Source organism: Methanorbis furvi (genome assembly GCF_032714615.1).
Taxonomy (GTDB): domain Archaea; phylum Halobacteriota; class Methanomicrobia; order Methanomicrobiales; family Methanocorpusculaceae; genus Methanocorpusculum; species Methanocorpusculum furvi.
Window position 1 is genome coordinate 290,225 of the sequence record NZ_JAWDKA010000001.1, and the last position, 18,884, is coordinate 309,108.

An 18,884-nucleotide genomic window follows, 5' to 3' on the forward strand; every position below is an offset into this window, starting at 1 on the left:
AAGGAAAAAATCAATTACATATTCGTATAGATGGTGTTTTCTGAAAAATGGGAGGGGAGGGGATGAGATAAATTATATTCACCACTCAACAAAAAACCGAAGAAATTTGCCAGCTGTTATCCAGTGAGGGCGAAAAGGACGCAGGCGATTAGCCGGAGTCCCGACCGAACGCAAGATAACAGCGATTGGCAAATTCGAAATCTGTGTGAATCCGTGGCGGTTATTTCACATGAGACCACGTTCATTAGTTACTCGCTTACAATTTTCAAAAAAAACAGATTCAATTTTTTTTTGGCACCACACCGCGTAACTCCTATCTGAAAATATTTTTTCCATGCCGGTGTAGTTTCTATCGACGCTTTTTCTCCCGAAACACCACATGCTCAAGCACCATCACCGCAATAGTTCCCGCAACAAATCCGTTCGCAAGCACCGGCCGGACAACCGCAGGAATTGCCGCGACCGCTGCTTCCGGCAGAAACGAAAACGTCGCCGCAATAATTACCGCAAATCCGATCACGACCCCGTTGTCAAATGTGAACGGCGCTGACTCTGCATGATCGATCAGAATACCCAGAGCCGCAGAGAGCTGACTCGTCATAATAAAGATCAGAAGACAGCCGGTGACAACGGTTGGAATCGAAGAAATCAACGCAATCACCTGCGGAATTGCGGCACAGATGATCATCACGACTCCTGCGATCAGCAGAGGATACCGGCTCGCATTCTTCGTATCCTGAATCATTCCTGTCGAGATGGAGTAGTTTACTCCGCCGATTACCCCTGCCCCGCCCGACAAAATATTTGCAATGCCGGTGATCGTAATTCCGCGGCGAAGCTGCCCTTTTATCTCCGACGCCGGCGACTTTGCCACCGCCGCAACGCCGCGGATACTTCCGACATCATTCACAATCAACGCCACATAACAGATGAATACCGAGAGAATCACGCCCGGAGCAACAAGCGGCGAAAGCAGCAGCCCCTCGGTCAGGGGAACAGCCCCTTCCGCTCCAAAGGAAAGCATCGTTCCCGGGAAACAGACGAGAGCCGCAACTGTTCCAAAGATGAGCATCCACAGCATCAGCGTCGCCCGCCAGAATCCTCTCAGCCGATGATTTGCTGCAAAGATTACAATCAGCAGAACAAATGCGAAGATGACTTTTCCGGCCAGGCTCCCCGGCTGACTCGGGTTTGCGATAAGGCTCACAAATGTCGGCACGAGCGTGAGGGGAATCAGCGTCAGCACTGTCCCGATTACTCTGGGCGTGAACAATTTTGCAAGCAGACCAAGCAGGCCTGTCTGCGCAATCACAATACCGAGAACACCGCAGAGAACAAGGGCTGTCGAAAATGCCGCGGGCGCAAAGTCGGTCGAAGCAACTGCGGCGGTCAGAAGAATTGCGGACGGCCCGAACACCACCGGCAGTTTGTGGCCGAACATCACCTGCAAAATTACGGCAGCTCCGGTGATCACTAAAAGTTTCTGGGCGTACCAGACGGTCTCCGCAGGGCTTGCCTGATAGAGTCCTGCTACAACGTTTGCAAAGATGATGACAAATGCTGCGGAGCAAATTGTCCACATGAGGCCGGACGTTGCCATCTCTTTTGCGGGGACTTTGTCATTGACGTTGTAGCGAAAGGACATTCGTTATGATCTCTTTGTGCTTGAATGGTATAAGGTGTGGGGGGCTTTGGTTTTGATTTGCTCCGCCCACGGAAAAACGGAACGCACAGAAAATTTCACGGAAAAAAACATCACGGAGCAGACGTGAACACCACGGAAATATCACGTTGAATATGAGTTCCGTGCTGTTCACGTCTGCTCCGTGATGTTTTTCAAAGATATTCAGTGTGCTCCGTTTTTCCGTGGGCGGAGCAGACCAATCTTTGAAACGAGATCGAAAAAAGAAAAAATTATTCTGTTTTCTCTCTCGCGATTTTGTAGGTCCACGAGAAAAGAATAATCGAGATGATCACAGTGATTCCGTATCCTGCGGCTGCCGGCGTCTGCATGACGATGTGCCATCCTGCTTCAATGCCTCCCTCGCTCAGGAAGATCACGAGAATCGAGTGTACCAGAACAACAATCACACCGATAACTGCGGCGAGCCAGATGGACGGGCGGTCACGGAAGTAGTAACCTGCGGCCGCGGCAATACATCCGGCAAAAAATGTTCCAAGACTGCAGGGGATCATCGTAACGCCGCCTTGCGTTACGCGGAAGAGTGCACTCATTGCTGCTGCCCCGATACCAATTACCGGTCCGAAGTAGAGACCGCCGGAAACCGGTCCACTGTCACGGTTGTTGAGAATCGTGCCGTTTACATCGATTGCGGACAGGGTTCCGATGATCGAGATAACGCCGAAGATTACAATTCCGCAGAGGTTGCGGGCCCATCCGGTGAGTTTTCCCCCTTCGATATCCAACAGTTTTGTCTTCCCAAGGTAGTAACCGGACAATGCCGCAAGACCGAGGTTTATGATTAAAAAACAGGCAAGAATCACTATGTCCATATGTACTCAGATAGGGTATTTTCGCTAATTCCCTAATAAATTATGCGTGAATATGAGGTAAAATTTTTCAGTTTTCATGCATTAGAGATACACTATCGCGTCAACTTTCTATCTCTGCCATGTGGGGGCATTGAGGGGTTGAGATCTCTGGTAATTTGCTGAAAATTTCATCTTTTTGTTCTGCTCAGATACCCTTCCCATACCTGACCTCTGTAAACGCCTTTTAAACCTCTATATATAGTGCCCTAAGGTGATTCATCCTTCTGAGAATGAGGGTCTGTACTGCAAAATCCCTCAAAAACCCGAAAATCCTTGTTTATGAGGGATTTAGGGATGCCCTTCTCTCCTTTCTGGCTGCCATCCGGTTTTTTGACGTTGTCATTTTGGGAGACTCATGTTTGTCCCGAAAAATCAGTGGGGGCACTTTCAGTACGCGCGGTCCGGGGTTTATATGCTGATATGTCGTATTGTATTTTGTAACACCCCTCGAGACAGCGGCCCTCTGACAGTACCCGTGGTTTTGGTCCTTCATGAGTCCCTGCCTCTCCTACTCTTTTCGCAGGAATTTGTGACTGATGATCAAAATATTTTGGGCATCGGAGTTTTTCGTTTTCGAGGGTGTTATTTCTGTTATGTTTTTGGTTCGGCTTCGCAGTTGTGTATTTGGCGGCTGTTATTTTTTCGCAATGATGAATTACGAGCACTTTCAGTACGCGCGGTCCGGGGTTTATATGCTGGTATGTCGTATTTTATTTTGTAACACCCCAAGAACTGAAAAACAGATGACAGTACCCGTTGTTTTGGTCCTTCACAAATTTTTTTGGTTCTCTCTAACTCTTTTGATGATCTGTTTTATTTATCCTCTGAAATTTTCTGATATTTTGATAGATCTGAGAGAGTTTTCTTATATCCTGTAATGCCCAGTTTGCTGTATGTCAGGAATATTCCTGATAGAACAGGTGAATTATCATGAAACAATCCTATAATATTGCAGGTATTCTCGGAGCTGCCGTAGTAATTCTGCTGCTTGCATTTGCAGCAGTTCCGATGAGTGCTTCTGAGGAACCCGCCAACCAACCGATGAGTTCGGCAGAGTATCTTGATACGTACTGGCCGGGCGTGTACTCTCAGATCACGCCTGAAAACAAAGATATTCTTTCTTCCATTCCTCATGTGTGGGAGTACAAGGAGATTAAGAAAACCGAAGGTGGTCATGGTCTTGACATGACGCTTGAGGACCCTCAGGCTGTGGAGCGTTATGCTCTGATGGATGCCGTCTCAGATCTTGACATCTCTGAAGCTGTCTATATGCAGATTGTATGGCCAGAGCTGTATGCAGATATGAGCGAGGCAAATCGTGAACAGCTTGCCCACATGCCGAACATGCACCATCCAAAGGAAACCGCAACCTCTCAGCCGGTTGTCATCTCCGAGGAGGAACGTGATCGCCTTGCTGACAGACTTGGAGATGATCTGACCGGTAAAAAACGGTTTGCTCTTATTGAGGAGCTGAACGGAACAGTCATGACGTCCGCTGAGTTTCTGGAAAAAGTCTGGCCGGATGTGTATTCGATGATTGCGCCGGAACACAAGGAGAAGCTTTCAACGTTTTCCCATGTGTGGGAGCTGGTACCTCTGAATGTTACGGAGGGCGGTCGCGGAATCGGTCTGACTCTCCATGATCCACAGGGGCCGGAGCGGTTCGCGATTCAGGAGGCGGTTGAGAAACTGAATATCTCCGAAGCTGAGTATATGCAGATCGTCAATCCTGAGTTGTATCTGGATATGAATGATGATACCCGCAAGAATCTTGCCCGCATTCCAAACATGCGGAAAAATATCTGATTAGAAAAATAATCTGAGAGTTTTCACTCTCTTTTTTTGAAATATTTTTATCAGAATTTTTTTGTGCTGACCTTTTGACACAAGTCAGAGAAAAAATAAATACATACATTTGAAAAGGAAGCGACATGAGCAAATGTGTGTACGTGTTTTTGTTTTGTGTTGTTGTGTCCTGCTGTATGTTTTCTGTATCGGCTCTTGACGTGAACATCGTCGGTGAGCCGGAGGTTATCTGTGAGTTTCAGGAAGGATATGCTCTGAATGATCTCCTCATCAATGAAAACTACATCCTGATGACCGAATTTCTCTGGAATGATTCAGTGGCCGCATCCCGCGATCATAAAGAAGGATATCTCAGTGGCGGTTCCCTGTATCTCTATGACATTGACAAAAAAAATACTCATTACTATCCCTGGAAATATTCCTTCACTAAAAGCCCAACTTGCTAAAAATGGAACGGTGTACTGGCTTACTCCCAAATATTGCGTTCCAAATGCTGATCAGTATGGAAACCCTTCTTGGCATACAGGATTCTACTCCTATACTCCGGGAGATTCCGCTCCCGTGAAGCTGAATGTACCGGGTGAGGATTTTGTTACGGACGGTCATTACTTCCTTTCCATGCAGAGTGACTACTGGCCGCGTGATATCACCTTCACCCTCTCCGATCTTCTGACCCGGGAGCAGAAGCCGTTGTATTTAGGAGGGACGCCATCTCCCGATGCGATACTGATTTCCGGAGATTATCTCGTATATTTTCCTGATCCATCTGCAGGAATCTCTGATGCAGCCGATCAAATCCATGTCTACAATCTCAGTTCCGAAACTGAAGATCTGATTGAGAACAATGAGGAAGGGTACTCCCGATATCTTCAGAATATCTGGGGAGACATCCTTGCGTGTGAACTGGGAGATCCCGCGAAACGATCGAATTTGACGCCTCCACGTTTTGAAACGATCAATCTGAAAACCCACGAGACTGAATCTCTTCAGTTACCGGAGGGGAGCAATCCCTCTTGGGTGTATCCGCCGTACGCTGTATTGCCTGAGTATAATGAGGCATCGGATAAAATTTTGATAAAACTCGCCACTCTTGAGATGCCTCCCGTTGTTCAGTCAATCGCTGCAGTTTCAAGTACAGAGCAGATGGTTCTCCCGGAGAGCACTCGTGCTGGCTCACCTCTCGCTATGACTTTCGGCCTGATTACATTTGCTTTGGCATGTGTTCTCGCGATCATCTGGAGAAATAAATAATTTTTCGGAATTTTTATTCCAATATTTTTTTGAATTTTTTCCAAAAAAATCCAATCCAAAATTTGGCGAAGCCCATTGTAGTGACTTCTCTTTTTTTCAGTTGTCTCTATTTTCGATTGAAATTATGATAATTATTTTTTTCTCCAAAGAACCGCAAGTACGCAAGCCAAGATGAATGCAACTGTTCCGACAACCATGCCAATCGAACTTCCTGCTGTTGTTGATGATGGTGCAACGGAAACCGGTCCTTGTGTCTCCGTTGCCGGAGATACAATAAGCTCTGTCATGTACACGGTGGTTGTGCCTGTTTGATCATCGGTATCAATCCATGCGAGAATATCTTTTGAAAATATCTGTTCCCATCCTGGGAAATCTTTCAAAAGAAGTTGTACTCCGGTATTTTCGTTCAGCGAAATCCCGTAGAGTTGTGTGCTCGAATGACGAATATCGGATTCATATGTGGTACCTGGCCAGAGAATGGTAGACCCCCCAATCTGTGCCATCTGATAGTTCATGGTTTTTCTTTCAGGTGCCGCTGCCAAATACATTGGCTCATCACAGATGATCGTTGTCTTTCCGGTTTTGATATCCTGCACGTCCAGCTGATATTTTCCATCCTGCGGAGTAGCTTCTTCATTCCAAAGATACAGAATATTGTTTTCTGAGGCACCCAACAGCATCTGGTAGTTATCCTGCGTTCCAGTGGTTTTTGTTTGTCCTGAGGTTATATTGTAGATGTATATGAGGTTGTTTCCGGCATCTCTCAACTGCTGATAGATAATGTCTGTGCCGGAGAGGTAAAATCTATCAGGATCAGGATTTACGAGGGTCGGGATTTTTTGACTGTCACCTGTCTGAAGATTATAGAGAGTTAAAATAACATTATCCGGCCAGGAAGTTCCTGTTGCAACTATGAAGTATGTTCCATCAGTAATGAAATTTTCACTTCCCCGATCTGTCGGGATATTGAGTTTTTCAGGAGAGATAGTTTCAGGTTTGTATCGATAATAAGCGGGATTTTGCTTGCTTGCACTCTTGTAGTACACGACACCATCAAGAATTTTTGCGAGTCCCGGAACCGGAGAGTCTCCCGCAATTGCCCGCAATGTTTTGTCGCTGATATCGTAAAGGTAGAAATTTCCAATCCATCTGAATTCAGATGTGAGATCATTTTGTTGATCCTTGTTTGATTTGAGTTCGGAGATCAGAATGTAGTTTCCATCTGTTGCAATATTTTTGTAAAAATATTCGTCCTGAAATTCGTAGATTATTTCTGGTTTTTCGGATATTTCAAGAGCATATGCCGGAGAACTGATCAATATTGCCACCACGCATAATGCAAAAACTCCTGAAAAATATTTTTTCATGTTTTTTGTTCTTTCTCTTGACGATATTTATGTTTTATCTAAGTTTTCTCAAAGTATTTGTTCATGATATTTTGATAGATCTGCCAGATATTATTTATAGTGTGTCCGATCAAGTGAGTCATTAGTCAGTTCTTTACTGACGGAAACAATGGTGTCGAAAATGAAGAAAAACAGATTATTTATTGTACTGTCATGTGCAATCGCTTTGCTGTTGCTTTTTGCAGCAGTTCCTGTGGTTGCAGATGTGCAGGCATATAGCCCGCTGCAGGATCAGGCACGTGCTGCACTGATTGATCAGATCAGCGGAACTGAGATGACGTCTGGTCAATACATTCAGACTGTTTGGCCAGAGGTGTATCAGAAGATTTCTCCCGCAGACAAGGCAAAACTTGCCACAGTTGATCAGGTCTGGGAGATGGAGTCAGGCACTGTTATCGATGGAAAAACCATGGCTTTAACCTCTTTCCGCCCAGAACGCCTTGCTGTGATGGATGCTGTTGAGAATCTGGAAATCACTGAGGCTGAGTACATGCAGATCGTTTGGCCCGAACTGTGGGCAGACATGAGTGCCGAAACGAAGGCCCATCTTGCAAACCTCCCGAACATGCATTCTGCGGCTACGAAAATCGCGTTAAGTGGACAGGTGTCTGCCCTTTCCTCGTCATTGATGGTGGATGTTGATACGACATTTACCATCGACAGGATGTATCTCAAATTCTATTTGTCATCAGGTGCGACATGGACTGATGCCTATTATCGGCCCACATTCCACTATGCAGAAACATTTATCTACAACAGTGGCAACACAAAAGTAGGAAGTACTGTTGCATATGAAGATGGATCTCAGATACCTACTGTAAGTTCTGGATATAATCATATTTCATCTAACAATATGATTGATCACCTTCCAGCAGGTTCCTATCGTGCAGATGCAATGGCATATGCATCAACTGCCTCATATTATCAAGAACAGGCAACAGATAGTTCATCCGTTTATTACCCCGGATGGCCGTGATCATCTAGGAAATCATTTATTTTTTATATGGAAGTTGATTTAATTATGGGATCTAAATTATTATTTACATTCATATTTTCTCTTTTAATTATTATGTGTCTCCCCACTGCATTAGCTCTCGAAGTAAAGACGCTCTCTGAGCCACAGATAATTCATGAATCAACGCCAGATTATTTTGTGAGGCTTTCTGTATCTGATGATAGATATATTGTCATGCCCGAGTTTCATTTAAAAAAGGATAAAAAAGGAAGAGTACATCTTTATGATCTGTCTCAACACTCTCTTTCAACTATTCCAGAGTCTCTTTCTGCCGCCGGTTCTAACGTAGTTGTGGCAAATGGAGTAATTTATTTTATTGGAACTAATGGCTTCTACTCGTATATTCCCGAATCCAACACATTAGTTAAGCTCGATATCTCTGTTAGTTCGGGTGGTAATGGTTTTGCTACGGATGGAGTTCACTTTATTAATTGGTATGGAAATTACTGGCCACGAGATCTTACGTTCATGTTATATAATTTCCAAACTGGGGAGAAGAAACAGATTTTTCCCGGTGGGTATCCTGATCCAAATAATCCAATGTTTCTTTCCGGAGATTATTTTGTGTACTCAGATTCAGGAATGCTTGTAGCAGATCCATCCAAACGATATCTCTATGCCTACAACATCTCGTCAGGAGAAACGACCACTCTTCCAAAGGAAAATGGGTACAGCCAGTATCTTGAAAATATCTGGGGGGACACTATCGTCTATAGTTTGTTCAGTCTTGTGGACAATGAGTATCCAGATCCACTGCAGTACCGTATGCTCAATTTGAAAACTCATGAGAAAGAACCGTTGATCCTTCCTAATGGGATCCATCCATCTCAGATCTATCCTCCACATGCTCTCATGTCTCAATGGGATGAAGGAACCGGCGTGATCACGGTGAAACTTGTTGAAGTTGATCTTCCCCCTATTGTTCGATCCACTATCGTATCTCAAATGGAGGAACAAACTTTGTCTCCGCAACCTACACAAACAGGAACACCACTTGGCATGACCGTCGGCCTGATCGCGTTTGCTTTGGCATGTGTGCTTGCCGTTCTCTGGAGAAAAAAATAATTTTTCAAATTTTTTTCACATTCATTTTGACACAACTGCCAGAGATATTATATACGCCTCCATGCGAATGAAAGCATATCGAACAAAGGAGGTGCTATCAATTAAAAAAATACCTCAAACCATTCTTCTGGCAGGTTTCCTGTTTTTGCTGCTGATAATCCCTGCTCTCGCTGTGGATCCAGCAGAGGAAAATTATCTGCAGATCCAAAAAAGTCTTGACCTGATGGAACAGTACAACGGGACCGAAATGACCACCGCTGAATATCTGGAAAAGATCTGGCCTCAGGTGTATGCAAAAATCTCTCCCGAGCACAAGGAAAAGCTCGCTGCTTTCACTCATATATGGGAGTTGAAAGAGCTTGATCGAACTGATGGTGGAACCGGTATTGGATTTACTCTCAATGAAGCTATCGGCAGGGAGCGTTTTGCTCTGATGGATGCCATTGAGAAACTGGAGATCACCGAAGGTGAGTATCAGGCAATTGCTCAGACTGAGATTTATTTAGATCTCTCTGAGGATCTCAGAAAACATCTGAGCGGCATGGTACGTGCCCAGCGTGGCCCGGATGTCGGCGTTCGCGGTGGTGCATCCATCACCGAAGGTGAGACGCAATGGTTCTCTAAAAATGTCACCGCAAACGTGACCCGGATCTCTGTTGATCTCCAGTGGGAAAATCCTGCGAACATCCAAAACAATCTCAGCATCACCATCTACTCGCCGGACAGATGTGTGTTTGGTCCGTTCATTGAAGCTGAATCGTTTTACAGCAACCCGCAAAAGATGCAGATTCATACCTACATCGTTCGTCCTGAAGGCGTTGCCGAAGGTGAATGGTGGTACTGCATTCAAGGAGTGAAAGTCGATGGAGTTCAGAACTACACTATTTAACCTGATTGCGTCCGTCCTCATCGTCTGCCTCTGTCTCATACCCGCAGCGGTCGCAGATGATGATACTGCCGCGAGCGGCGACGCCCCCCGCAGCTTTGCTGATGTTCCTTCATGGATCACCGGAGGACTTGGAGTAAAAACTCCCTCTGAAGGAGGCTACTATGTCAATGAAAATCCTCCCGAACATCCGGGAGGGTTTTCAGACATCAATCGTGCCGATTCTGCGCGTGCCGAGTCCGAAGTTCCCTCATGGATTCTCGCAGCCGCAGGAGTCTCAAGCATTGCCGTAATCGTCTTCGTCTCCCTTCACTTTCTTCCGATTATGATCGGCAAAACCCGCGAGGCCCCGCCCAGTCCGGTACGTGACAGAATCTTTGATGAAATTCGCGAAGCGCCCGGCAGCTCTGCATCAGCCCTCAGGGAAAAAACCGGCATCCATCATGCAACCCTCAGATATCATCTCGCAGTTCTGGAAAGAGAACATCAGATTGTCTCAAGAAATGCCGGACACACCTACTACTACTTCCCAAACGGCTCAACACTGAGTTATCATGACACCGTCAAAATGACCGTGTGCAAAAATCCCACCACCGAAAAAATTCTGGAGATCATCGAACAAGATCCCGGCATCTCCGGAACCGTGCTTGCCGCTCGTGCGGGAATCACCTCAGGAACACTCACGTGGCATCTGGGCAGGCTTGAGAAGAATGATCTTGTCACGGTCGAGCGGGCAGGACGCGGCATGCGAATATTTCCTCACGAATAACCATCACTATTTTTTTCGTATAGTTCCGGTACTTTCGGTATTGATCGTAGCTCCGCCCACGGAAAAATAGAACACACTGAAGACCACTGAAAAAAACATCACGGAGCAGACGTGAACATCACTGAAATTGATTATTTTCGGATTCCGTGCTGTTCACGTCTACTCCGTGATATTTTCTCCGTCAAATTTCCGTGTACTCCGCTTTTTCGTGGGCGACAGAAGATCACAGTACTTCCCGAGAGCCTATATATTCTCCATACAAATACATCATTTAGCACCCGCACAAAATACTGTCGGGGAATTTTGCATGCTTGAAATCTACCGAACCCAAGATAACTCCGCAACACCATCCCGCGTAAACGAGATCACCAGCGGATGCTGGGTTCGCCTGATTCAGCCGACCGAAGATGAGATCACCCGCGTCTGTACCACCTTATCAATCCCCCGCGACGACATCACGACCCTGCTTGATGACGAAGAAAGCCCCCGTATCGAACATGACGACGGCAGAACCCTCATTATTGTTGACACACCGTACATCGAAACTGACTACATTGATACAGCCTCTGCCGAAAAACCGCACGGTGTTGCGAGCTACAGTACTATTCCGTCCGGTTTCATCGTCATGGACGACATCATCATCACTGTCTCTCTTCGGCAAAACCCCGTAATTCAGTCCTTCATCGAAGGAAAAATAAAAAATTTTTCCACCGTGAAAAAAACACGGTTCCTTCTTCAGTTCTTATACAAAAACGCCAAACTCTTCATCCAGCATCTTCGCCAGATTGACAAACTTACCGTTGAAATAGAGCAAAACCTTTACAAGGCCACCAGAAACGAGGAGTTGTATGACATGCTCCGCGTCTCAAAATCCCTCGTCTACATCACCAACGCTCTCAAGGCGAACGGTGCCGTGCTGGACAAACTCTCCCGGTTTCCCACACCCGAAGTCCGCATGTACGAAGAGGACGAGGACCTCCTTGACGACACCATCATCGAAAACCGGCAGGCACTCGAGATGGCACAGACATACAGCAGCACACTTGGCAGCATCATGGATACGTGTGCTTCTATCATCAACAACAATGTCAACAGCATCATGAAGCTGTTCACTGTTGTGACGATCGTTCTCACCATCCCCACTATGATCGCGAGCTTTTTCGGGATGAACGTCATCATCCCTGATCTTTTCTCCGACAATCCGTTTGCGTTTCTGCTGCTGATCGCAGGATCTCTTGGCATGTCAGCAGTACTGCTCTGGCTGTTGTTCCACAAGCGGGTTATCTGATTTTTTGGTAAACGCGTGATTCTGAAACGCGAATAACGCTAATAACGCTAATAGCGCGAATAAAAAAATCGCCAATGGCGATTTTTCAAAATTCACTAAAATTATTTATTTTTAGAGATAACTCACGTTTCCGAAAATCACAGACAATTTTATTTTGAAAAATCGCCATTGGCGATTTTTTATTCGCGCTATTTGCGCTATTCGCGTTTCAAAATTTCATCATCATATTTTCGGAATATTACATGCTCAAGAATCATCACCGCAACAGTTCCCGCCACAAACCCGTTTGCCACCACCGGCCGCAGCACTGCCGGAATCGTATCCACTAACTCCGCAGGCAGGAACGCAACGGTCGCTGCTATCAGCAGGGAAAATCCGATAATAACTCCGCCGTTGAAGGTCATCGGAGGAGCATCGTCGCGTCCGGCAAGGACACCAAACGCTGCGGCAAGCTGGGTGGTCATGATAAAAATCAGCAGACAGCCGGTGACGACGGTTGGAATCGAATCGATGAGAATAATCAGCGTCGGAATACAGGCGCAGACGATCATCAGAACTCCTCCTGCAATCAGTGGATACCGGCTGGCATTCTTCGTGTCAAGCACCATCCCTGAAGAGATGGAGTAGTTGACACCGCCGATAACACCGAACGCTCCGGAGATGATATTCATCACACCCGTAATCGAAAGAGCACGCCGCAGACGCGGCTCGGTCTGGGCAGGATCGGCTCCGGTAACCTCGACAACACTTTTGACACTTCCAATATCATTCACCATCACCGCAAGATAACAGATGAACACCGACAGAAACACCCCGGGCGCAAACCCGGGCGTGATGAACAGACCCGAAAATGCCTGGGTCTGCTCTGACATATCCACAAACGGCAGCGTTGTTCCGGGAAAACAAAAAAATGCCGCAACCGTTCCAAGCACCAGCATCCACAACATCAGCGTCGCCCGCCAGAATCCCTTCAACCTGTGATTCAGGGCGATAATACACACCAGAAGCACAAAAGCGAACGCAAGTTTTGCCGCAGTCCCTCCCGGCTGATCCATATTTACCAGAAGCCGGACGAATGTCGGAACAAGAGTGATGGACAAAAGCATCAGAACGGTTGCAATGACCCTGACCGTAAACAGCCGTGCGACGAACTCGAGAATTTTTGTTCTGGCAATAATAATTCCTGCGACACTGCAGAGGATGATGGATGTTGCAAGAACGTCCACGGAAAAATCAGCCGACGCGGTCACGGCGGTGAGAAAAATGACGGACGGCCCGAACACCACCGGCAGTTTGTGGCCGAAGATCACCTGCAAAATCACGGCGACTCCTGAGATGATGAGCATCTTTTGCGTGTACCAGATGGTGTCTGCGAGGGTGAAGCCGTAGAGGTTTCCCACAACACTTGCGATAATTATGACAAAAATCGAGGAACAGATCGACCACATGATGCCGGATGTTATCAACTCTCTGAGGGGAACCCGGTCATCAATCTGGTAGCGGAACATCATGGAATAATTATTAGATGTATGTGTGGTTGATCATTAATAACATAATTCACTGTTTTTGTGGGCAACTCAGAGATGATATGCAGAACCAAGGATATTTTTATCACCCTTGAGCCGATATACAAAATCATGAATGAATCCTCATTATCAGAGATGAGAAACTACACCACTGCGGCAGGTTTTCTCGTTCTGGCATTTATTCTGATGGAATTTTTTATCTGTCAGATAATGCCGGCGGCTTTTATCGGAAATGTTTCCTTGTTTGCCGCTCTTGCGCTGATAATCTTCGGCACCATTCTTGCGATTGAGAGAAAACGCGACATCGCCGCAATTGCGTTTCTCATGACCGGACTGGTGACCGCATTTCCGGCGCTTCAGACAGTAAAAGCTGTCTCCCCTGATATGGTGACCCTTATTACCGGAGTGTTCCTTCTCCTTTTAGCGCTGGTTATCCTCACCGCTAAGGACAAAACAAAATATCTGCTGTCTGTTCCCCTCATTCTTATTGCAGTGTACTGGATGTGGACGTCCGCTCTTGAGGCGAACAGTTTTTCCGCCGCTCTTCTGATTCTCGCCGCGGTAATTCTGATCTACTATGCCTTCGCTTGTGTGAGTGAGAAACTAAAGCTGCCACTTTCAGATACACTCAGAGCAGATACCGAAACCGACTTCAAAACCAGCGGCTCGGTTCTGGGTTATCTGCTGCTTGGCATGATCTTTGCCGTCTGGGCTCTTCTGCACAGTACCGCATGGACAATTATTTTGCCGGAAAATGTTGCGGCTCTCGAAGTTGCGGCAGGTCTCATGCTGATGTTTGTCGGCATCCTTCTCTGGGCTGTCGGGAAAATGAAGTTCACGCCGATCATGTTTTTCCTTCTCGGACTTTTCTTCGCCCTCGGGTCGCAGACGAGTGCAATCGAGATGCTTGTTCCAATTGGTGTGATGGTCATCTTTGTTGGAATTTTCCTGGCACTGAGAAGCGATGCAAGAATTCTTCCAGCGATAATGATTGTGCTGTCCGGCTCCTGCGTACTGCTGTTTTCATTTTTCGGTACCGCAGGAAATCCAGTTTTCCTGTGTTCACTGAATATTATTCAGCTGGTAATTGCAGTCTACCTCGCGTTCGCCGTGTTTAGTCAGAGCAAAAAACTGCCCTTGTTCTGATCATTCTACTTTTTTACAGGTGTTGCTTCTTTACGCATGCGCCTCGATTTTCCGCGAATGCCTCAGAAATAACGCAGCGTCCTGCCCTCCCCAAATTATATATGGTCTTCTCTTCAACATAACTTCGAAAACGAACGATGAGTGAAACCTCTCTACTGCAAAAGCTCAAAAAATGGTTCCGGGAAAACTTCGTGTTTTTCGGTCCGGGTCTTCTTCTTGCAATCACTGCCGCAGGTGAGGCGGGAGTCACCGAGGCCACCGAGATTGGTGCGCACTATGGTCTCGCTCTCATCTGGGTTGTTCTGTTCACACTCGTCTTCAAATACGCATTCACCAACGGCATCGCCCGCTACACTCTCGCAACCGGCCATACCATATTTGACGCCCTTGGTCGAATCCCTGGTCCCAAGTACTGGGGCTCTGTTCTTATCATCATCGTTTACCTGGTTGAAATGCTTGCGATTGGCGGCATGCTCATGTTCGCCGCATACTTCCTTGACTACCTGCTGCCCGGAGTCTACAGTGCGGTACTGATCGCCCTCTTTTTACTCGTCGTTGCCCTCGCCATGCTTCGGACCAACTCGTATGAAGTACTCGAACTGTTCATCGCCGTCCTCGTCGGCGTTCTTTCGCTTGCAATCGTCATCTCCCTTGTCGAGTTCCCCATCCCGCTCAACCTTTTCCTCGAAGGCGTCATTCCAACAATTCCTGCCGGCTCTGAGATGGCAATCCTTGCAATCATCGGCGTTGTGGGTTCCGGTCTCAACCTCATGCTCTACTCTGTCTGGCTGCATGAAAAAGCCAGCCGTCATGCAGAGATCGATAAATCCTGCGACCTTTTGAACGAGACCCACTTCCGTCGCTACATCCGCAGCGTCAACGTTGACGTTCTGATCGGTTTCTTCTTCGTCGCCCTCATCACCATCAGTTTCCTTTTCCTCGGCTACTCAGGCTACACCGTCTCCTTCATGGGTCATGGTGCGACCCTCAGCCTTGACACCCTCATCACCCAGGTACTCTACATTGTCGGCAGTATCCCCTACGGTGCCTACGTGTTCCTTGCACTCGTTGCCTTCATCTTCTTTGGAGCGGTTGTTGTTGGAATGGACGGCCGTGCCCGTGCAATAGCAAAAGTGATTGGCAGAGTCGGCGAGGACACCGGCAGACAGCTCCCTTCCGAACACACGCTCTATCAGGTAATGCTCCTCGTCTTTTCAGGAATCATCATCGCCTCCTTTGTCATCAGCGACCCGATGCTGATCATCAGAAGAATTGCCGCATTCTCTGCGATCGTGTTTGGTATTTTTGGATTCATCGTCATCTATCTGGATCTCAAACTTCCGAAGTACGCCCGCGGCAACCGGCTGTGGCTGATGATCATGGGAATCGGGAGCGTCATCTCGATTTACGTCGCCCTCCTGCTTGAGTCCGCGTTCCTCACCTACGGCGTTCCCTTAATCGAGCGGATGCTCGTCGTTGCGTTCGTGCTCTACATCTTCTCAAAAACCCAGCTGTTCAGAAAACTGCTGAACGGAACTGCCAACCTCCTTGACAAGTTCTGGACGGTGATTTTGTTTGGCGCGATTTCCATCTACGGAACGGTCCGCGGCATTCCGGTTGACGTCGGCGGCATCATCATTAACTTCCGCGATGTAGGCCCCATGATTGCAGGCCTTATTGGCGGCCCCTTCATTGGAGCTGCTGCTGGCGCTATCGGCGGCATCCACCGCTATCTTGAAGGAGGGCCGACCGCACTTCCCTGCTTTGCCGCGACCGTTCTTGCCGGAGTGGTTGCGGGTCTTGTGATCCGGTACTGGAAGGGCAGACTTTCAATGTTCCGTGCGGCTATTCTTGCCATCTTTGTTGAGTGTCTGCATCTGCTGGTTGTTCTCCCGGCGCTTACCATTCCGTTTGGCTCGGTGACTGCGGAGGGTGTTTTGAACATCATCACCATCACCATTCTTCCAATGTGTATGGTCAACATTGCAGGCCTTTTGATCTTTGCCTACTTTGTGCGAACATATGATGCCTTCGCCTCAGGAACAGCTCCGCTCTTTAACCTGCAAAAATTCCGGAATGATCTTCGTGAGCTGATGAGTCCGTCGGATGAAGAGGGGGACGAAAACGAAGAGGAGGATAACAATGTCAGGTAGCCACCACAACAAACCGCCGCGTACGAAATGGACGAATCTTATCGACGTAGTGCTGATTGTGATAATGATCGTTCTGTTCGTCATCGTGTTTCATCCGTTCGGGACAACACTTTCCGAACCGTTCCCTGAGGATGAAGTGGTGATTGCCGCGATGCTTCCCTTGGAAGGTCCTCTGCGTGATTTCGGTGTTGAGTATCAGCACGGTATCGAGATGGCGGTGGAGGATGTGAATGCGGCTGGCGGTATCCGCGGTGTTCCTTTGAGGGTTGAGTACTTTAACGACAAAGGTGATGAGAACATCTCTGTTTCCCAGATCAATGAGATACGGGACAGGGGAATTCCGATAATGATCGGTGCGATCGGCAGCGGAAACTCGATTGCAATTGCTCCATACGCACAGGCTTATGATATTCTGATGCTGTCTCCGGGTTCGACCGCGGCAGCCCTGACCAGTTTTCAGGATGCATACCGGACGGTCTCTTCTGATGTGTATCAGGGCGGCGGTATGACCAAGATTCTTGGCGGCGTTGATGGTGTGGACTCGGTGGTTGTTTTTTACTTAGGAAATCAGTACGGAAAGAGTCTGCTGTCTTCGTTTGAGCATGATGTCGATTATTATCTGCCGATGACCTCTGTAACCAAGATTGAGGTTGATGAAAACAAGCCGATCGATACGGCAGAGGTGACCTCTGTGATGAAACAGGCTAATCCTAACGCTGTTGTGTTGATTGTGTATCCTGATCAGGGTATTGATATCATGCAGGCCGCGAACGCAGCAGGTCTTGATCCTATCTGGTTTGGTTCGGATACGATGACTTCGCATGATGTTCCGGTCGAGGTCGGCGAGTATTCCGAGGGAATGGTCGGGTTCACGCAGGCTCACCGGTTGACAACACCGTCGTTTGGTGAACGGTATCTGGAGACCTACAATGAGACGACGTCGATCTCGTTCCCAGTGTCGTACGGGTATGATGCGGTGATGCTTCTTGCGACCTGTATTGCGGACGGCGGGTATTCGTATGAGGGAGTGAAGGATTCGCTTGATAAGATCAGGTATGTCGGTATTGTCGGCCCCAGGGTGTTTGATGAGAATGGTGATGTGCAGCCAGCGTATGATCTGATGGTTATCCGGGACGGATCATGGCAGTCGTTAAAGTGGAATGAGATTCTGACCTACGATTATAATTTATCGCACTAAATTTTTTTCGAAAAGAAAACGCGAATGACGCGAATAAAAAATCGCCATTGGCGATTTTTTATTCACGTTCTTCGTGTTCTTCGCGTTTCAGAATATCAGCTCACTGCCGCAGGACAAACAGTCCCCATCCCATGTACTCGCGACCGTAGGCGAGGTACTCATCCTGTATCTGTTCAAGATAGAGCGCCACCTCGTCGGATGCCGGATCATTTTCGCGGGCATCGATGTACTCGAGGGCATTTTTCCAGATTGCCGATTCGTATGCATCCCATTCATCAGTTGATGCGGTTATCATGCCGGCAAGCGTGAATCCAAGATCGCGTGCGGTCGAGGCAATCTCGTAGGCTGTCGGAACCTCCCTCCACTCGCGTGCGAACTCTGCGGGTACTCGGTCGGTGCGCCAGAACCGGTCGCCGATAACAATCGTGCTGCCGTTTTCGTCTGCATGTTCGGCGAGGTGTGCGAGGGCTTTTTCTGCTCCTCCGAAGATGAAGGATGTGCCAAGAGCCGCAACGGTGTTGTAAGGCTCTTTTGGAACAAGTGTTGCGGCATCGACGCAGCGGATTTCAATCGTTGTTCCGGCAAGGGTGTTTCTGGCCGTTGCCGCAGAGCTCTGCCTTAACTCGATGCCGGTTCCGGTAATCCCGAATGCTTTGTGCCAGAGGGAAAGCGTGGTTCCGTTTCCACAGCCGATATCAAGCACCCGTTTTTTTGGCGCAAGTCCTGCTGTCTTTCCTGCCTGCAGGAGCTTTTCTTCGGAAATCGGATTCATGATTTTGAGCGTTCCCTGTGTTATTGTTTCAATTTCCGCAAAGTCCATGG

General features: G+C 47.6%; 16 protein-coding genes. 11 read left to right on the forward strand and 5 right to left on the reverse strand.

From position 1 onward, the window contains the following. Positions 1-349: 349 nt before the first annotated feature. A complete protein-coding gene (locus McpAg1_RS01450; protein WP_338093507.1) occupies positions 350-1,645 on the reverse strand; it encodes a uracil-xanthine permease family protein in 1,296 nt (431 codons plus the stop codon). A 269-nt stretch (positions 1,646-1,914) separates the two neighbouring features. Then, complete coding sequence (locus McpAg1_RS01455; RefSeq protein WP_338093508.1) at positions 1,915-2,514, reverse strand: LytS/YhcK type 5TM receptor domain-containing protein; 600 nt, start codon at positions 2,512-2,514, stop codon at positions 1,915-1,917. Between the two features lie 969 nt (positions 2,515-3,483). Here McpAg1_RS01455 and McpAg1_RS01460 point away from each other — a divergent pair. The 3 genes from McpAg1_RS01460 to McpAg1_RS01470 all read left to right on the forward strand — a co-directional run bounded on the left by McpAg1_RS01460 (position 3,484) and on the right by McpAg1_RS01470 (position 5,610). After that, positions 3,484-4,359, forward strand: a complete 876-nt coding sequence (locus McpAg1_RS01460) for a hypothetical protein (protein WP_338093509.1) — start codon at positions 3,484-3,486, stop codon at positions 4,357-4,359. 176 nt (positions 4,360-4,535) lie between these two features. Further along, positions 4,536-4,805 (forward strand): hypothetical protein, encoded by a 270-nt coding sequence (locus tag McpAg1_RS01465; protein ID WP_338093510.1) that lies wholly within the window; start codon positions 4,536-4,538, stop codon positions 4,803-4,805. 115 nt (positions 4,806-4,920) lie between these two features. Beyond that, entirely contained in the window at positions 4,921-5,610 is a 690-nt protein-coding gene (locus tag McpAg1_RS01470) for a hypothetical protein (protein WP_338093511.1), read from the forward strand. Between the two features lie 131 nt (positions 5,611-5,741). On the opposite strand, the gene McpAg1_RS01475 is transcribed toward McpAg1_RS01470, so the two are convergent. After that, entirely contained in the window at positions 5,742-6,977 is a 1,236-nt protein-coding gene (locus tag McpAg1_RS01475; RefSeq protein WP_338093512.1) for a hypothetical protein, read from the reverse strand. A gap of 205 nt (positions 6,978-7,182) precedes the next feature. Between McpAg1_RS01475 and McpAg1_RS01480 the strand changes: the two genes are divergently transcribed. The 5 genes from McpAg1_RS01480 to McpAg1_RS01500 all read left to right on the forward strand — a co-directional run bounded on the left by McpAg1_RS01480 (position 7,183) and on the right by McpAg1_RS01500 (position 12,039). Further along, entirely contained in the window at positions 7,183-7,992 is an 810-nt protein-coding gene (locus McpAg1_RS01480) for a hypothetical protein (RefSeq protein WP_338093513.1), read from the forward strand. 27 nt (positions 7,993-8,019) lie between these two features. Then, positions 8,020-9,096 (forward strand): hypothetical protein, encoded by a 1,077-nt coding sequence (locus tag McpAg1_RS01485; protein ID WP_338093514.1) that lies wholly within the window; start codon positions 8,020-8,022, stop codon positions 9,094-9,096. A gap of 67 nt (positions 9,097-9,163) precedes the next feature. Further along, complete coding sequence (locus McpAg1_RS01490) at positions 9,164-9,985, forward strand: hypothetical protein (RefSeq protein WP_338093515.1); 822 nt, start codon at positions 9,164-9,166, stop codon at positions 9,983-9,985. Next, positions 9,960-10,751, forward strand: coding sequence for a winged helix-turn-helix transcriptional regulator (locus tag McpAg1_RS01495; RefSeq protein WP_338093516.1), 792 nt, complete (start codon positions 9,960-9,962; stop codon positions 10,749-10,751). The genes McpAg1_RS01490 and McpAg1_RS01495 overlap by 26 nt, the downstream gene beginning before the upstream one ends. A 307-nt stretch (positions 10,752-11,058) precedes the next feature. Next, a complete protein-coding gene (locus tag McpAg1_RS01500; RefSeq protein WP_338093517.1) occupies positions 11,059-12,039 on the forward strand; it encodes a magnesium transporter CorA family protein in 981 nt (326 codons plus the stop codon). A 197-nt stretch (positions 12,040-12,236) separates the two neighbouring features. On the opposite strand, the gene McpAg1_RS01505 is transcribed toward McpAg1_RS01500, so the two are convergent. Further along, positions 12,237-13,550, reverse strand: coding sequence for a uracil-xanthine permease family protein (locus McpAg1_RS01505; protein ID WP_338093518.1), 1,314 nt, complete (start codon positions 13,548-13,550; stop codon positions 12,237-12,239). Between the two features lie 126 nt (positions 13,551-13,676). On the opposite strand from McpAg1_RS01505, the gene McpAg1_RS01510 reads away from it, so the two are divergent. From McpAg1_RS01510 to McpAg1_RS01520, 3 genes are all read left to right on the forward strand, one after another. Beyond that, the gene (locus McpAg1_RS01510) at positions 13,677-14,711 is read left to right on the forward strand and encodes a hypothetical protein (protein ID WP_338093519.1); all 1,035 of its coding nucleotides are present in this window, start codon (positions 13,677-13,679) and stop codon (positions 14,709-14,711) included. A gap of 137 nt (positions 14,712-14,848) precedes the next feature. Next, the gene (locus McpAg1_RS01515; RefSeq protein WP_338093520.1) at positions 14,849-16,864 is read left to right on the forward strand and encodes an Nramp family divalent metal transporter; all 2,016 of its coding nucleotides are present in this window, start codon (positions 14,849-14,851) and stop codon (positions 16,862-16,864) included. After that, positions 16,854-18,062 carry an ABC transporter substrate-binding protein gene (locus McpAg1_RS01520; RefSeq protein ID WP_338093521.1) on the forward strand — a complete coding sequence of 403 codons (1,209 nt, stop codon included), beginning with the start codon at positions 16,854-16,856 and terminating at the stop codon, positions 18,060-18,062. The genes McpAg1_RS01515 and McpAg1_RS01520 overlap by 11 nt, the downstream gene beginning before the upstream one ends. 100 nt (positions 18,063-18,162) lie before the next feature. Here the strand turns inward: McpAg1_RS01520 and McpAg1_RS01525 are convergent, their stop codons facing one another. Beyond that, positions 18,163-18,882 (reverse strand): SAM-dependent methyltransferase, encoded by a 720-nt coding sequence (locus tag McpAg1_RS01525; protein ID WP_338093522.1) that lies wholly within the window; start codon positions 18,880-18,882, stop codon positions 18,163-18,165. Between the last annotated feature and the right edge of the window lie 2 nt (positions 18,883-18,884).

Bases quoted from the DNA above. Each gene is read 5' to 3' on its own strand.
- McpAg1_RS01460 (WP_338093509.1), top strand. From the start codon at position 3,484: ATGAAACAATCCTATAATATTGCAGGTATTCTCGGAGCTGCCGTAGTA.
- McpAg1_RS01475 (WP_338093512.1), bottom strand. From the start codon at position 6,977: ATGAAAAAATATTTTTCAGGAGTTTTTGCATTATGCGTGGTGGCAATA.
- McpAg1_RS01465 (WP_338093510.1), top strand. From the start codon at position 4,536: ATGTTTTCTGTATCGGCTCTTGACGTGAACATCGTCGGTGAGCCGGAG.
- McpAg1_RS01525 (WP_338093522.1), bottom strand. From the start codon at position 18,882: ATGGACTTTGCGGAAATTGAAACAATAACACAGGGAACGCTCAAAATC.
- McpAg1_RS01520 (WP_338093521.1), top strand. From the start codon at position 16,854: ATGTCAGGTAGCCACCACAACAAACCGCCGCGTACGAAATGGACGAAT.
- McpAg1_RS01455 (WP_338093508.1), bottom strand. From the start codon at position 2,514: ATGGACATAGTGATTCTTGCCTGTTTTTTAATCATAAACCTCGGTCTT.
- McpAg1_RS01450 (WP_338093507.1), bottom strand. From the start codon at position 1,645: ATGTCCTTTCGCTACAACGTCAATGACAAAGTCCCCGCAAAAGAGATG.
- McpAg1_RS01515 (WP_338093520.1), top strand. From the start codon at position 14,849: ATGAGTGAAACCTCTCTACTGCAAAAGCTCAAAAAATGGTTCCGGGAA.
- McpAg1_RS01495 (WP_338093516.1), top strand. From the start codon at position 9,960: ATGGAGTTCAGAACTACACTATTTAACCTGATTGCGTCCGTCCTCATC.
- McpAg1_RS01510 (WP_338093519.1), top strand. From the start codon at position 13,677: ATGAATGAATCCTCATTATCAGAGATGAGAAACTACACCACTGCGGCA.
- McpAg1_RS01505 (WP_338093518.1), bottom strand. From the start codon at position 13,550: ATGATGTTCCGCTACCAGATTGATGACCGGGTTCCCCTCAGAGAGTTG.
- McpAg1_RS01500 (WP_338093517.1), top strand. From the start codon at position 11,059: ATGCTTGAAATCTACCGAACCCAAGATAACTCCGCAACACCATCCCGC.
- McpAg1_RS01485 (WP_338093514.1), top strand. From the start codon at position 8,020: ATGGAAGTTGATTTAATTATGGGATCTAAATTATTATTTACATTCATA.
- McpAg1_RS01490 (WP_338093515.1), top strand. From the start codon at position 9,164: ATGAAAGCATATCGAACAAAGGAGGTGCTATCAATTAAAAAAATACCT.